The sequence below is a fragment of the Pseudomonas sp. NPDC089741 genome (assembly GCF_044748825.1).
Lineage (GTDB): Bacteria > Pseudomonadota > Gammaproteobacteria > Pseudomonadales > Pseudomonadaceae > Aquipseudomonas > Aquipseudomonas helmanticensis.
In genome coordinates, this window is sequence record NZ_JBIVGT010000014.1 from 87,053 (window position 1) to 102,920 (window position 15,868).

The following is a 15,868-nucleotide window of genomic DNA, read 5'->3' on the forward strand; positions in this document are numbered from 1 at the left end:
ACGTTTGCGGCCGCTGCGATGCGCAGCGCCGGACGACAGCACGTTAGGTCAGTGGCCATGGCGGCAGGTGGTACATAGTTATCGCAGGCAAAAAAAGACCCGCAGGTGCGCGGGTCTTTTCTGGCGGAGCTCTCAAGTCCCTGATTTGATTTTGGTCCAGGCCCGCGTGCGTGCCCGCTCGGCATCACGAGGCAACGGTTGCAGGGTGTACAGCGTGCTCATCGCCGCATCCGTCGGGTACAGGTTGGGATTGTTGCGGATCGCCGGATCGACCCGTTCGGTGGCGTCCTTGTTCGGGTTCGGATAGCCGACAAAGTCGCTGACCGGTGCGATTACCGCTGGTTGCAAGAGGTAATTGATGAAGGTGTAGGCGTCCTCGGTGTTCTTCGCGCCCTTGGGAATCGCGAGCATGTCGAACCAGATAGGTGCACCTTCCTTGGGCAGGCGCATATCGACCACCACACCGTTTTTGGCTTCCTTGGCGCGGTTGGCGGCTTGCGAGAAGCTGCCGGAATAGCCGACCGCCACGCAGATGTCGCCGTTGGCGATATCGGCCATGTACTTGGACGAATGGAAATAAGTCACGTACGGACGGATCTTCATCAACAGCGCTTCAGCCTTGGCGTAATCCGCCGGGTTCTTGCTGTTCGGATCGAGACCCAAGTGTTGCAGGGCCAGCGGCAGAATTTCCGACGGCGAATCGAGCAGGGCGACGCCGCACTGCTTGAGCTTGCTGATGTTTTCTTCCTTGAAGATCAGATCCCAGCTGTCCACCGGCGCATTGTCGCCCAGCGCAGCTTTTACCTTGGCCGGGTTGAAGCCGATCAGGATGGTGCCGTACATGTACGGCACGGCGAATTTGTTGCCCGGATCGTTGGCTTCGATCAGCTTCATCAGTTTCGGATCGAGGTGGTTCCAGTTCGGCAGCTTGCTGCGATCCAGCGGCTGGAACACCCCGGCTTCGATCTGCTTGGCGAGGAACACGTTGGACGGTACTACCACGTCGTACCCGGAATTGCCGGTGAGCAGCTTGGCTTCCAGCGCTTCGTTGGTGTCGAAGATGTCGTAGACCAGTTTGGTCTGGGTGTTCTGTGCCTTGAAGTCTTCAAGGGCCTTGGGCGTGATGTAGTCGAACCAGTTGTAGACGCGCAACGTGCGTTCTTCAGCGTGGACGACCCCGCTCAGCAGCGCGGCGCACAAGGCCGGCACGATGACCTGCTTGAGGGTTTTCATTGTTCGAAACCTTCCAGCACGTTCACCGCGTTGATGCCGATTTCTTCGACGGCATAGCCACCTTCCATGACGAACAGCGTCGGCTTGCCGAGGGCGGCAATACGCTTGCCCATCGCCAGGTAGTCCGGGCTGTCGAGCTTGAACTGCGAGATGGGATCGTCCTTGAACGTATCGACACCCAGCGACACGACAATGATGTCGGCACCGTAACGGTCGATCTCGGCGCAAGCCTGCTCGAGTGCCGCGCTCCAGGCAGCCCAGCCGGAGCCGGCCGGCAATGGGTAGTTGAAGTTGAAACCTTCACCGGCACCTTCGCCGTGCTCATCGTCGTAGCCGAGGAAGAACGGGAATTCCGCTTCCGGGTGGCCGTGGATCGAGGTGAACAGCACATCGCTACGCTCGTAGAAAATCGACTGTGTGCCGTTGCCGTGGTGATAGTCGACGTCGAGGATCGCGACTTTCTTGTGGCCCGCATTGAGGAATGCCTGAGCGGCGATGGCGGCGTTGTTGAGGTAGCAATAACCGCCCATCAAATCGCTGGCGGCGTGGTGTCCCGGTGGACGGCACAGGGCGAAGGCACTGCGCGCGCCAGCCTGGATGTGCGCTTGCGCAGTCAGGGCAACTTGCGCTGCGCTGTACGCCGCTTGCCAGGTGCCGGCGGTGATCGGTGCGCCGCCGTCGAAACTGTAATAACCGAGTTGGCCATGCAGGCTGGTCGGTTTGATTGCGCGCAGGGTGCGTGCCGGCCAGGTGTAGGGCAGCAGATCACCGTCGGTGTTGAATTCGGTCCAGCGATCCCAGGCACCTTTGAAGAAGTCGAGGTAGTCGCGGCTGTGAATGCGCGCGATGGGTTCGAGACCGAAATCCTTCGGCGCCTCGACCGGGCCGAGGTTCTGGTTTTGCACCCGTTGCAGTACGTGGTCGGCGCGCGACGGCATTTCGAAGCACGGTTTGAGCTGGCCATCGATGAGTTCGCAGCGGCCATGGTGCAGGTGGTGATCGTCTGAGTAGATCGTCAGCATTTGTTGTTCTCCGCAGGGCTGATTCGGTTGCCCCCAGTGTTGCGGTGCGAGGCGAATCGGAGAACGGCAGGAAAGGCCAAAAAGGGATCGATATGGCCAAAAATCCTGACCGAAATTCGCCCCCTGAGGATCAAAGGATCGCAGCCTTCGGCAGCTCCTGCACCGATCCCTGTGGGAGCTGCCGAAGGCTGCGATCTTTTGACTTTCAAGCCCTGAATTGGCTGGGGGCGACACCGCTCCAGCGCACGAATGCGTGGCGAAAACTCGCGGTTTCGCTGAAGCCAAGGGTTTCGGCGATACGGTAAATCGGCAGTTGATCCTCACACAGCATCTGCTTGGCCCGTTCAAAGCGCAGTTCATCGAGCAGTTCCTGGTAACTGCTGCCCATGTCCTTCAGATGCCGGCGCAGGGTGCGCGGCGAACAGTTCATTTGCTGCGCCAGACCTTCCAGGCCCGGCGCGGGGTTCAACTGGGCACAGAGCAACTGACGGATGCGTCCGAGCCAGGCCTGACGCCCGGTAAACTCCAGGTTTTGCTTGCGACAGCGCTCGGCCATCGCCTGGTGGGTGATGGCATCGGCCAGTGGCAACGGCTGATCGAGCCAGCGCCGGTCGAAGGCAAAGGCGTTGTCCTTGGCAGCGAAGTGCAACGGGCTGTCGAAGTGTTCGGCGTAGCTGTGGCGGTAATCCGGTGCAGCGTGTTCGAATCGTGTCGCGAGCAGCGGCAGTGGATGGCCGAGCAAGTCGTCACAGATCAGTTTCAGCGAAACCAGGCAGAACTCGGCATTGAATACCGCCATAGCGGGACTTTCGCGGTAGTCGGCTGCCACGAACCAGACGCGCTGGCCGTCGTCTTCCAGGCTCAGTTCGAAAAGTGTTCCCAGCAGCGCCGGATATTTGATTGCCAAGTGCAATGCGTCACCGAAGGTGGCACAGGTCAGCAGTGCGTAACCGAGAATGCCGTAACAGGAAACGTGCATGCGCCGACCCAATTCAAGGCCGATGTCGTGTTTGAGAGCGACCGCGTTGGCGCAGACCTGCATCTCCTGATTGGTGGTGATGCGCGTGTCGGCCCGGTGCAAATCTGCCGCACTGATGCCGCTGCCGGCCAGTAACGCTTCGCTCGACAAGCCTTCGGCCTTGAAGGTGTTGAGGATCAGAGAAACGGCGTTGAGGGTGGTGAGATGGGAGTGCAGCATGGTGGCCTCCGTTCGGGTTCGCAGGAATCGAGCAAGTAGCGTGCCGCGCGAGACGCCCGCGCGTTGGCGGGCGTTCGCGAGGTTCGTCTGCGCGACTCAATCGCTGTTGAAAAACAACGTTTGCGCCTGATCCAGGCCGATCATGCTGCGATAGTAGGCCAGCCGCTGTGTGCCACTCAGTCCGCGGATGCTATTGGACTCCTGCGCCTGTTGCTGCTCCAGCGGGGTTTTGAGGCGTGCATAAAGGAACGACTTGTTCGGCACCCACGAAGTCGAATAAAGGAAGTGCGCATACCAGAGCACTTTGCGTGTGGTCCGGTCGGTGACGGTGTATTCGTCCAGATAGAGTGCCTTGGCACCTTTGAGGCGTCGCCGGGTGACGGTTTTGGCGATATTGATTGCGTTGTTTTTCTGTAGTCGCGAAACCGCCATCAGCGTGGGTGGTTGCTCTTTGGTCATTTTCAGCAGGGCTGTGCTGGCCTTCAGGTGGAGATCGTCGACGGCATCGCTGAGCTTTTTGTTGATGACTGCGGCCGAGCGCAGGTTGCTCTCGGTGGCGTTGCTGTCTGTCAGTGCCTGGTCGATGGCACTACTGATGTGTTCCAGTTGCAGGGCCTGTTGATGAAACAGAAACTCGACACCGAGCGGCGAGCGCCCCGGCTGTTTGATGAGTTCATCCATGCGGGTAGTAAACGCTGCCAGCGTATCGAGCAAGGTCTGTCCTTTGTTCAGGCTGGTTTCAAGTGCGGGGGTCGGGATCTTGGGTGACGTATTGCTTACACGTTCAACCCAGACTCCGGGTGTCTTCTGATGGAACGTGGCAATCACCTTGTTGGTAAGAGGTGACTTGATGTCGACCAGATCGGTTTCCAGTCCCTGTCCAGTCAGGCGTGGCTCACCGATCAGCATGCCGTTGTAGCGTGTATGGATGAACTTCTTCTTTGGCCGCAGCGATTGTGGAGGTAGCACTGGCTGGCGTCTCAAGGTATCCCGTTCTTCAAGTACCAGTACCAGATTGCGTTTTGCGTTGCGGTTGAGCTGATCGAGTTGTCCGCGTAACCGCGCAAAGGGCTCTTCAAGCACCTGTTCGGCGTAGGTGGTGTTGAAGTCCCCAAGACGTTCATCGAGCACGTTGAACTGCTCGATCAGGTCGTTGAGGCTATCAATGCGCTCGTCGAGCCGGGCGACGCTGCGCTCCTCCAGTGTGTCGCGCAATGCCTGCACGGCAATGTCGGCGGTGTCGACAATCTGGTCAAGGATGCGCCAGGCTTCGGCGGCCGTTGCCACTGAGTGTTCGGCCAGGCAAGTGTTGCGCGCCAGCGTCACCTGCAACGCTTTGAGGTCGTCGATCGAATACGCCGGAAGTGTTCTGCGGGTGTGTTGAATCAGGTGCAACCCATCCCTTTTGAACGTTTTCAGCTCTTGCATTCGAGCTTGAATATTCTCAAGTCGGGTAATCATGTCCTGATTGAGCGTGATCATCTGTCGCGCCTCGGCAATTTGTCGATCCTCCCGGGCTTCGGCCTGCCGTTCGAGATGATTCAGTACGCTGCGCAATTTTGGCGTGAAGACGGTCAATGCTTCACGAATGCCGGCATGCGTGAGTTCAAGTTGAGCCTTGAGGTAGCCGAGGGATTTCTGCTGATAGTCGGCCGTTGGCGAAAACACATGCAATGCCTTGAGATCGCTCAAGGCTTCGCCATAGGCGGCTCGTTGTGTTTCCAGCGTCTTGAGGAATTGTTCTCGGTGAGTCGCAGCCGTTTCGGTGGTGGCCGTGCTCATCGCCTGATGGGCTTTTTCAAGTTCTTGCTGCGCAGTCGCTTTGCGGTTTTCAAATGCCTCCAGCCGGGTGCGCAGTTTGTCCGCCTCCAATTTACCTTCGGCTTCAGCCGCACGCGTCATGCTGGTTGAGCCGCCGCCGCGCAAGCGCAATCGGGTATCGACGAACCATTCTCCGCGCAGATTGCTGAGCAGCGCAGGACCCGAACGTGTGACTGTTTGCGCATCGATGATCATCACCGTGCCGTTCTCATCTACCGTGACTTCGTACCAGTCCTTGCCTACCGGCGCGTAGCATTTTTTACCCTGGCGATAGAGATGAAGATAGCGGCCTTTTTCTGTACTGGCGGCTCCCAGTCCTTCCGGGCGCGTGATCTTGAAGCGGTTCAGGACGAGGCTCAGGCTGGTCGGCGTTTGATTCACCGCTCCGCTGATGTTCAGCGTCTGCTGCAAGTCTGTCACTTCGTGGGGAGCGCCCTTGTCGAGTTGCTTGAGGGTGCGTGCCGGTACTGAAGGCAGCGGATCTTTCGTCGGCTTTGAGGTGACTGATTCCTGACGGGATCGTGGGGTTTGCGGACTGCGGGCGGCGATATGCAGAGTGATCGCCATGGCCAGATTGAGCAGCGCATCGGTGAGCGCTGCCCATTGCTCGGGTTTGTCGCCTTGTTCATGGGCGTCTTGAAGTGCTTGCAGTTGATCCATGATCTGCCAGATCCACGTGGCGACGCCAGCGACGCGCCCAAGAAACGGCAGGACGCCGTTGAACAGTATCCAGCCTGCACGCTTGAAACTGGCCCAGCGATTTTCGCTGTTCGATACCGACTGGCGGTCGGCAAGCTCAACCATTGCCTGCGCGTTGGCTTTGAACAGCGCGGTGGGGAGATCGCCTGCGAGCTTTTTTGAACTCAGGCCGATCGGCCCGCTCATCATGATGAGTTTGCTGGAATCGATCAGAAACTCGGTGACTGACCAAGGTGACGGCAAGGTGCCGGGGAAAACATAGTTGGCGTAGTCGCTGCGGGCGTTGTCCGGCAACCAGGCCAGCACCGAGTCGCGCAGGCTGGACGATTGCTGGATGGCGTAGAGCAAGTTGCTGGTGGACGGATATTGGCTCAGGGGCTGGTCGAGCATCGGGCGATACAACAGACATGGCCCGGCTGTCGGGTCTTCGGGACCGATCACGAACATGTTGGCGACTTCGTCCTCGGTGCCGTCAGTTCTGCGCTTGGGAATAAAGGCCAGCGCACGCATGACGATGGTCTGATCCTCGACTACACGATTTTTACTGTCGGTTTCCAGCACGGCCATGGCATAGCGGTATCCACGCGCATCAATACCAGCCTCGCCGCGAATCTTGCATTGCAGGGCCAGCAACGGTAGCTGGATGCGCAAGTGTCGGGCGAAAAGAGTCTGTCGGGCAGCCACTGTCGACGTGCTGTCGAGCAATTGTTTTTTGATCAGCGCCGGGTAGGTTGTACCGATGTCCGCGCGGGTAACGAGATCTTCCAGATAATCCACGGTCAGCCATGAAGGCAACGTCTTGTCACGCGTTGAGACAAGGGTTTTGTTGCCCAGAGGGGGGACCGCGATCAGATTATGCAAGGCCAGCTCGACGACACTGAAGTTGTAGGTGTCGATCTTTCCCGGAACGGTAAACGTGCCCCAGATCACCGGGCTTTTCACCCGTAGTTGAAGCGACTCCAGCGCCGTTTCCAGTTCGGGTGCGGTGCGCAATTGTTCAGCGTGCTCAAGCAGGGTTTGGGCATGCAGGGTATTCAGTTGGCTCAACGCATATTCGCTGATCGGCAGGATGCCATCCAGATAGGATTTTCCAGCGCTCTGACTGTTTAACGCGGCCAGATCCTTCAGGTGGCGAGAGTAGTTGTTCAGGTCCGGCAGGGAAGCGTTACTCAGCCAGTCGGGCAGGGCGTCCCTGAACCAGTCCAGGCCCGGACTGTTTTTTTTCGCAGACTCATGCACTTCAGGTGTCGATGTGTATAACGGTTTTTCGCTTTCGGTTGCAACGCTGTCGGAAAAATCCAGCGAACCGATCACATCGATTTGAATGGAGACCAATGCACAAGCCTGATAGTCGAAAATACTACCGAGAGGTTCGAGCAGCCGCCATTGCAAATTGTGGTAGGTTTCGGCGGCGTTGATATGCTCGGGCAGCGTTGCTCCGAGCTTTTCCAGAGAATCGAACTTCTGGTAGCCGTTGAGTAATGAGTGGGCAAGGATGACTGTCTCGGTTTTCTGTTTGCCGATCAACACGACCATCGAAACTTCGTTCAGATGCTTGATGTTGTCGCCATCGACCAGGTCAATGGCGATCAGGTACGCGTTGATCTGATAGAGATCGTCGGGTTTTCTGTCGACTTGCGCCGGAGTTTGATAAAGCGTGCGGGCCATCGCGCAGTCAGCATCACTCCAGCCTTTTACCTGATTGACGTTCCAGAGCTTGCGCAGGGTGTCGGACAACGCATGCCAGCGTGGCCCGGAGCTGTTGCCGGGGCTGTTCCAGAACATCAGTTGCTGTTCCTGGAAGGCCGTAAGCATCACGGGTGCCAACAGATTGAGCAGGTTGGCGATCTCGTCGATTCGCACCGGCAAATGTACGGCGGGTTCGCTGATCGGTTGTTGCGCCAGAAAGTGCTCGCCTTCGATGTACAAGGCCGGGATGCCGTGCACGACCTGGCTGGCGAGAATTTCAGTGAGTGCCTGATAAGCCGTAGGTCCGGCCACTATCTGGTCGTCGATCAGCGCCCAGGCCGGGCTGCCGACCATTGTGCTGCCGGGATCCAGATCCAGCGCGGGATACATTTCGCGCAAATGCTGGCGCAGCAGGACGGCCGCCACATCGCGCAAGTCGGGTCCGACACTGAGTTGAGTGATCAGCGCTTCAAGGGGGTTGGCGTCGCTGACGGCTTGTGGAGTGGAGCTTGAGCTGGATGAAATCATCGTGCGTCCCTGCATTGGTGATGGAGCTTCCCGAGGCCAGGCCTCGGGGTTGCTTCATGCTATGGGGGCACAATCGAGCGATGGTGGTAGATATATATGCTGTGCGGTTTTAATCCTGACAGTCGGAGCGATCAGCTCAGTTCGCCACACAGGTCGAGTTCGATCAGGCGACGTATTTCGGCGTTTTCCAGGCCGGTGCCGAGCAAACCATGCAATTTGCCGAACGCCGCTTCACGGGTCATGCCGCCGCCCGACAGCACGCCGGCGCTACGCAACCGACTGCCGGCTTCATACACATCCAGCTCGACGCCGCCTTCATGGCACTGCGTCACCGCCACCACCACCACGCCGTTGTCGCGCGCGCGGCCGAGGCTGGCGAGAAATTCGGCGTTATCACTCGGTCCGGTGCCGCTGCCGTAGCACTCCAGCACCAAGCCCTGAATGCCGCTGTCGAGCAGGCTATCGACAATCTCGGCGCCTATGCCTGGAAACAGTGGCAGCACGCCAACCCTGGCCAGTTGTTTCGGCTGGTTGTAGTTCAATGACGCAGCAATCGAGGTGGCTTTGACTCCGCCGCCCTGACGCTCCAGGCGCTTGAACGGATGACGGCCAAAGCTGCGCACTTTCGCGCAACGGGTCGGGTCCAGCAGTTCACCATGGAAGTACAGATGCACGCCTGGCGCCAGGCCTTGGCCAAGCGCGACCAGTGCGCCGCCGAGGTTTTCCCAGGCATCACTGTCGGTCACGCCGGCTGGCAACATTGAACCGGTGAAGCACACGCGGGCATGTAGGCCGAGCAACTGGAAGCTCATCGCTGCGGCGCTGTAGGCCAGGGTGTCGGTGCCATGCAGGATCAGCACGCTGTCGCAGCCTTGCACGTCAACGGCATCGACCACCGCTTCACGCAGTTGCTGCCAATAGGCCGGAGTCATGTTGGCGCTGTCGATCAGCGGCGACATCTCACGGAAGCGCCAGTGTGGCACGGCGAGTTCAGGCTGGCTGTGCAGGTAGTCGCGCATCCGCGCTTCGAAACCGGACGCCGGGGCCAGGCCATTGGCGCTGGCCTGCATGCCGATGGTGCCACCGGTGTAGAGCACCATGACGTGTTGGGCGGCGGGATAAGTCGAAGGGTTCATAGGATTCTCCGAAACGATGAGTTCCTGTAGGAGTGAGCCTGCTCGCGATAGCGGTCTTTCAGCCAACATAAATGTTGAATGATGAACCGCTATCGCGAGCAGGCTCACTCCTACAAGTTATTGCATCACAATAACTGACGGGCGCAGGGGATGCGCCCGCCATTCACCTGTCAGCGTTGCGCTGCAGGGACGCCTTGCGGCTCGGCTTCGGCCTTGGCGTCAGCGGCAGACGGAGTCGGCCAGGCTTTCAGGTCGAGGTCCAGATCGGCAAATTTGCTCGAGTCGAACACTGGCTGTTTGACGCCGGCGCGACGCTGCCCGTCGTAGTCGCGCATCACACGCATGCCGACCTTGAACAGCATGGCCAGGGCCACGAGGTTGACGAAGGCCAGGCAGGTCATGGTGATGTCGGCGAAGGCGAACACGGTCGACAGATCCTGCATCGAACCCCAGACCACCAGCGCCAGCACCAGGCCACGGAAAATCATCAGTGCGGCGCGGTTGCGGGTGAGGAACTGCAGGCTGTTCTCGCCCAGGTAGTAGTTGTAGAGGATGCAGGTGAAGACGAACAGCGACAGTGCGACGCTGACGAACATGCGACCCCAGTCACCGACCACGGCGGCCAGCGAGTTCTGGGTCAGGACGATGCCGTCACCTTCGAAGCCCGGGGTGTAGAAGCCCGACAACAGGATCAGCAGCGCGGTGCAGGTGCAGATCACGAAGGTATCGAGGAACACGCTGAAGGCCTGAACCACGCCTTGCGCGCCCGGGTGCTTTACGGCGGCCACGGCGGCGACGTTCGGCGCACTGCCCAGACCCGCTTCGTTGGCGAATACGCCACGCTTCACGCCCATGACGATGGCGCTGCCGAGCAGGCCGCCAAAGGCCGGGTCGAGGCCGAAGGCGCTCTTGAAGATGGTTTCCAGCATGGCCGGCACGTGTTCGATCTGAGTACCGATCACGTACAAGGTCACGCCGATATAGGCCAGCGTCTTGATCGGAACCAGCAGGTCGGACACCGAGGCAATACGCTTGATGCCGCCGATGAAAGTGATGGCCAGCAGCACCGCCAGGACGATACCGGTGTGTTGTGGGTTGAATTCAAAGGCGTTCTGCAGCGAGTGGGTCACGGTGTAGGACTGCAGGCCGATGAAGGCGAAGCCGTAGGTAACCAACAGCAGGACGGAAAACACCACCGCCATGCCTTTGAGCTTCAGGCCGTGCTGGATGTAGTAGGCCGGGCCACCACGGTACAGACCGTCGCCTTCCGCACGCTTGTAGACCTGAGCCAGGGTGCATTCGAAGAAGCTGCTGGACATGCCGACCAGTGCGGTCACCCACATCCAGAACACCGCACCCGGACCACCGAGGGTCACGGCGATGCCGACACCGGCGATGTTGCCTGCACCGACACGGCCGGCAAGGCTGAGCATCAAGGCCTGGAACGAGCTGAGTTGCCCGGCGCTGCCTTTGAGGCTGTCGCGGAACACCGCGAACATGTGGAAGAAATGACGCAGTTGAACGAAACGCGAGCGAATCGTGAAGTAGCTACCGAGCCCGACAATGAGCACGATCAGTACTTTCCCTGAGAGGAAGTCGTTAATGACTTCGAGCATGGATTTTTCCTCGCTGTTTATTGTGTAAGCAAATGCTGGAAGGTCGGAAACATCGCGTTACACCGGTTTGCGCGCGGCACAACAGGTGAGGCGAGGGTTTCGTCCCCGATCCATTTCGCGGGTTTGTTATTAGTTCGGGTTTCGCATGGGTTATGGCCTCGTTACCGACGACCGCTCACGCGAAGAGGGGCGGCACTATACCGATCAGTGGCGCGCCCGTCTGCACGGTAGTGGTGCAAGCGACGAAACGAGGTTGCTGCAAGATCAAAAGATCGCAGCCTTCGGCAGCTCCTACAGGTGTACGTCAATCAATGTAGGAGCTGCCGAAGGCTGCGATCTTGGCGGTATCAAATACACAAAACATCTAACGACCTGCCCGCAAAGAAGTTAAAAAAAAGGGCCTGGGGAATAATCCCCAAGCCCTCAAAAGGTGAGAGGTGTCTAGTCCCTCGACCTGGTGAGCGGTGCTACAAGTAACGTGTCGGTTCAGCCTTTGAGCGGAACCAGACGCGGAGCAATCATGTTTTCCGGGCGCAGGATGTCGGCGAGCATGGCTTCGTCGAGCAGACCTTCTTCGCGCACCAGTTCCAGCACGCCGCGGCCGCTTTCAAGGGCGAGACCGGCGATACGGGTGGCGTTTTTGTAGCCGATGTACGGGTTCAGTGCGGTGACCAGACCGATCGAGTGCTCGACCAGTTCGCGGCAGCGCGCTTCGTTGGCGGTGATGCCGACGATGCAGTGCTCGCGCAGCATGTCCATGGCGCGTTGCAGCAGGCGGATCGAGTCGAAGATCTTGAAAGCGATCAGCGGCTCCATCACGTTCAGTTGCAGTTGACCGCCTTCGGCTGCCATGGTCAGCGCCAGATCGTTACCGATGACCTGGAAGGCCACTTGGTTCACGGCTTCCGGAATAACCGGGTTGACCTTGCCAGGCATGATCGAGCTGCCTGGCTGACGCGCTGGCAGGTTGATTTCGTTGATGCCGGTGCGTGGGCCGCTGGACAGCAGGCGCAGGTCGTTGCAGATCTTCGACAGCTTGACCGCGGTGCGCTTGAGCATGCCGGAGAACAGGACGAAGGCGCCCATGTCGGAAGTCGCTTCGATCAGGTCGGCCGCCGGTACCAGCGGTTGACCGCTGATCAGTGCCAGACGCTGAACCGCCAGCGCTTGATAACGCGGGTCGGCGTTGATGCCGGTACCGATCGCGGTGCCGCCCAGGTTCACTTCAGTCAGCAGTTCCGGGGCCAGCGTCTTCAGACGGGCCAGGTCTTCGCCCATGGTGGTGGCGAAGGCACGGAATTCCTGACCGAGGGTCATCGGCACGGCGTCTTGCAGTTGGGTACGGCCCATTTTCAGGACGTGATCGAATTCTTTGCCCTTGGCCGCGAACGCCTGAATCAAGCTGTCGAGGCTGGCCAGCAGGGTGTCGTGACCGAGCAGCAGGCCCAGACGGATTGCCGTTGGGTAGGCGTCGTTGGTCGACTGCGCCATGTTGACGTCGTCGTTCGGGTGCAGGAACTGGTACTCGCCTTTCTCGTGGCCCATTGCTTCGAGTGCAATGTTGGCGATCACTTCGTTGGCGTTCATGTTGGTGGAAGTACCGGCGCCACCTTGAATCATGTCGACCACGAACTCTTCGTGGTAATCACCGCGGATCAATCGGGCACAGGCTTCGCTGATGGCAGCGTGCTTGGCTTCGCTCAGGTGACCCAACTCGCGGTTGGCGTCAGCAGCGGCCTGTTTGACCATTGCCAGACCGACAACCAGTTTCGGGTAATGCGAAATCGGAACGCCGGAGAGACGGAAGTTGTTCACCGCTCGCAGGGTCTGGATGCCGTAATACGCTTGAGCCGGTACTTCGAGGGCGCCAAGCAGGTCGTTTTCTGTGCGGAAAGATGCAGCGGAGGACATGATAGAAATCATCTCGATATGGACCCGGTCTGTGCCGGAACGCTGCGAATGCTAGGCTTGTGCGAATTTTTGGGCCAATGCTGTTAAGCACTGGCCTATGCACATTCGGCATAATGCCCATGTGACGCCGCGTGCGCGGCAGACGTGTGACCTGTTTTGGTGCGTGTCCGGGAGGACGTGATGAATCTGGAAAGCAAATGGCTTGAGGACTTCAGTGCTCTGGCCGCCACCCGCAGCTTCTCGCAAGCAGCCGAACGGCGCTTCGTGACCCAGCCCGCATTCAGTCGGCGGATCCGCAGCCTGGAGGCTGCGCTGGGGCTGACCTTGGTCAATCGCTCACGCACGCCAGTCGAACTGACGGCGGCGGGGCAGCTGTTTCTGGTGACCGCGCGCACGGTGGTCGAACAGCTCGGTGAAGTGCTGCGCCATCTGCACCATCTGGAAGGCGGGCAGGGCGAAGTGATGCAAGTCGCTGCCGCTCATTCGCTGGCGCTGGGCTTCTTCCCGCGCTGGATCGCGCAGTTGCGTAATGAAGGTTTGAACATCGCCACGCGGTTGGTCGCGACCAACGTCGGTGACGCGGTACATGCGTTGCGGGAGGGTGGTTGCGATCTGATGCTGGCGTTCTACGACCCGGACGCGGCGATGCAGATGGACCCGGAAATTTTCCCGTCGCTGCATTTGGGCCAGACCGAGATGTTGCCAGTGTGCGCGGCGGATGCCGAGGGCAAGCCGCTGTTCGATCTGGAGGGGGAGGCCAGCGTGCCGTTACTGGCGTATAGCGCCGGGGCGTTTCTTGGCCGCTCGGTGAATGGATTGTTGCGCCAGCGTCAGCTGCGCTTCACGACCATCTATGAAACGGCGATGGCCGACAGCTTGAAAAGCATGGCGCTGGAAGGACTGGGTATTGCCTGGGTGCCACAGCTGAGCGTGCGCGCGGAACTGGCTCGCGGTGAACTGGTGGTCTGCGGCGGCCCGCAATGGCATGTGCCACTGGAGATCCGCCTCTATCGCTGCGCCTTGGTGCGCAAGGCCAACGTGCGCCTGCTGTGGCGCAAGCTCGAAGGCGGCGCTGCACAAGCTTCCTGACCCACCGCGGACCCCTTGTAGGAGTGAGCCTGCTCGCGATAGCGTCTGCACATTTAACGATGATGTGACTGATACACCGCCATCGCGAGCAGGCTCACTCCTACAGGGGATTTGCGGTGTTGCGGCGCTGACCTTCAGGTCAATAAAACCGGGCATTTGCGGCAGATGACAGATGGTCGCGCAGGGGGCTGTTTATTGCTTTCATTGCGGTATACTGCGCGGCCTTCGGCCGGCACGTCCGGCCATTTTTCGTACAATCAAGCCACGCAACCTGCGTGGCTTGTTGTTTTATGACGCGCCTGCGGGCGCTCCAGAGAGAAGAGGCGCGACGATGAGTGCACTGGTTGGCGTGATCATGGGCTCCAAGTCCGATTGGTCCACCCTTAGCCACACCGCCGATATGCTGGAAAAGCTCGGCATCCCGTACGAGGTCAAAGTGGTCTCTGCCCACCGCACCCCGGATCTGCTGTTCCAGTACGCCGAAGAGGCTGAAGGCCGTGGCATCGAGGTGATTATCGCCGGTGCCGGTGGCGCAGCCCACTTGCCAGGCATGTGTGCGGCCAAGACCCACCTGCCGGTACTGGGCGTGCCAGTGCAGTCGGCCATGCTCTCGGGCGTCGACTCGCTGCTGTCGATCGTGCAGATGCCAGCGGGCATTCCGGTCGCCACCCTGGCTATCGGCAAGGCCGGCGCGATCAACGCCGCGCTGCTCTCGGCGAGCATCCTCGGCGCCAAGCACCCACAGTTCCACGCGGTACTGAAAACCTTCCGTGCCGAGCAGACAGACAGCGTCCTGGACAATCCAGACCCACGTATTGCCTGAGGTTGTTGAGATGAAGATCGGTGTAATCGGTGGCGGCCAGTTGGGTCGCATGTTGGCCCTGGCGGGCACTCCGCTGGGCATGAACTTCGCTTTTCTCGACCCTGCGCCGGACGCTTGCGCCGCTGCCTTGGGCGAACACCTGCGGGCCGATTACGGCGATCAGGATCATCTGCGCCAATTGGCCGATGAAGTCGATCTGGTGACCTTCGAATTCGAAAGCGTCCCGGCCGAAACCGTGGCATTCCTGTCGCAATTCGTCCCGGTCTACCCAAGCGCCGAAGCCCTGCGCATCGCTCGTGATCGCTGGTTCGAAAAGAGCATGTTCAAGGACTTGGGCATTCCGACTCCGGCTTTCGCTGACATCCAATCGCAAGCCGATCTGGATGCCGCCGTCGCTTCGATCGGTCTGCCGGCCGTGCTGAAAACCCGTACTTTGGGTTACGACGGCAAGGGCCAGAAAGTCCTGCGCACACCTGCAGATGTGGTTGGCACCTTCGCCGAGCTGGGCAGCGTTGCCTGCCTGCTGGAAGGTTTCGTACCGTTCACCGGTGAAGTCTCGCTGATCGCCGTGCGTGCCCGCGATGGTGAAACCAAGTTCTATCCGCTGGTACACAACACCCACGACAGCGGCATCCTCAAACTGTCGGTGGCCAGCACCGATCACCCGTTGCAGGCGTTGGCCGAAGACTACTCGAGCCGTGTGCTCAAGCAGTTGAATTACGTCGGCGTGATGGCGTTCGAGTTCTTTGAAGTCGACGGTGGCCTCAAGGCCAACGAAATCGCCCCGCGCGTGCACAACTCCGGGCACTGGACCACCGAAGGCGCCGAGTGCAGCCAGTTCGAAAACCATCTGCGCGCCGTTGCCGGCCTGCCGTTGGGTTCGACGGCCAAGGTTGGCGAGAGCGCAATGCTCAACTTCATTGGCGTTGTGCCGCCGGTTGAGAAGGTCATCGCCATCGAAGATTGCCATCTGCATCACTACGGCAAAGCCTTCAAGGCCGGGCGCAAGGTCGGTCACGCCAACCTGCGCTGCGCCGACATGGCCACGCTGCAGGCGCAGATCGTCAAGGTCGAAGCGCTGATCGCCGAGTAACGACAGTTTC

Annotated in this window: 10 protein-coding genes; 3 read left to right on the top strand and 7 right to left on the bottom strand. The window is 59.7% G+C overall.

The features are described 5' to 3' along the window. Positions 1-132 precede the first annotated feature (132 nt). The 7 genes from ACIPZE_RS15775 to ACIPZE_RS15805 form a co-directional block, all read right to left on the bottom strand. A complete protein-coding gene (locus ACIPZE_RS15775; RefSeq protein WP_283438284.1) occupies positions 133-1,233 on the bottom strand; it encodes a polyamine ABC transporter substrate-binding protein in 1,101 nt (366 codons plus the stop codon). Further along, positions 1,230-2,255, bottom strand: coding sequence for a histone deacetylase family protein (locus ACIPZE_RS15780; protein ID WP_283438285.1), 1,026 nt, complete (start codon positions 2,253-2,255; stop codon positions 1,230-1,232). The genes ACIPZE_RS15775 and ACIPZE_RS15780 overlap by 4 nt, the downstream gene beginning before the upstream one ends. A 205-nt stretch (positions 2,256-2,460) precedes the next feature. Next, positions 2,461-3,453, bottom strand: a complete 993-nt coding sequence (locus ACIPZE_RS15785; RefSeq protein WP_400773738.1) for an AraC family transcriptional regulator — start codon at positions 3,451-3,453, stop codon at positions 2,461-2,463. Between the two features lie 96 nt (positions 3,454-3,549). Then, positions 3,550-8,190: a hypothetical protein gene (locus tag ACIPZE_RS15790; protein ID WP_400773740.1), complete on the bottom strand. Its 4,641-nt coding sequence runs from the start codon at positions 8,188-8,190 to the stop codon at positions 3,550-3,552. 131 nt (positions 8,191-8,321) lie between these two features. Next, positions 8,322-9,326 carry an asparaginase gene (locus ACIPZE_RS15795; RefSeq protein ID WP_400773743.1) on the bottom strand — a complete coding sequence of 335 codons (1,005 nt, stop codon included), beginning with the start codon at positions 9,324-9,326 and terminating at the stop codon, positions 8,322-8,324. A gap of 170 nt (positions 9,327-9,496) precedes the next feature. Further along, positions 9,497-10,942, bottom strand: coding sequence for an alanine/glycine:cation symporter family protein (locus ACIPZE_RS15800; RefSeq protein ID WP_400773745.1), 1,446 nt, complete (start codon positions 10,940-10,942; stop codon positions 9,497-9,499). A gap of 486 nt (positions 10,943-11,428) precedes the next feature. Beyond that, on the bottom strand, positions 11,429-12,853 hold the full coding sequence (locus ACIPZE_RS15805; protein WP_129386705.1) for an aspartate ammonia-lyase: 1,425 nt from the start codon (positions 12,851-12,853) through the stop codon (positions 11,429-11,431). A 180-nt stretch (positions 12,854-13,033) separates the two neighbouring features. Between ACIPZE_RS15805 and ACIPZE_RS15810 the strand changes: the two genes are divergently transcribed. The 3 genes from ACIPZE_RS15810 to ACIPZE_RS15820 all read left to right on the top strand — a co-directional run bounded on the left by ACIPZE_RS15810 (position 13,034) and on the right by ACIPZE_RS15820 (position 15,858). Next, positions 13,034-13,942, top strand: a complete 909-nt coding sequence (locus ACIPZE_RS15810; RefSeq protein WP_129386702.1) for a LysR substrate-binding domain-containing protein — start codon at positions 13,034-13,036, stop codon at positions 13,940-13,942. Positions 13,943-14,273: 331 nt separating this feature from the next. Then, the gene (purE, locus tag ACIPZE_RS15815) at positions 14,274-14,765 is read left to right on the top strand and encodes a 5-(carboxyamino)imidazole ribonucleotide mutase (protein WP_007954291.1); all 492 of its coding nucleotides are present in this window, start codon (positions 14,274-14,276) and stop codon (positions 14,763-14,765) included. 10 nt (positions 14,766-14,775) lie between these two features. Then, positions 14,776-15,858 (top strand): 5-(carboxyamino)imidazole ribonucleotide synthase, encoded by a 1,083-nt coding sequence (locus tag ACIPZE_RS15820; RefSeq protein ID WP_283438290.1) that lies wholly within the window; start codon positions 14,776-14,778, stop codon positions 15,856-15,858. Positions 15,859-15,868 lie beyond the last annotated feature (10 nt).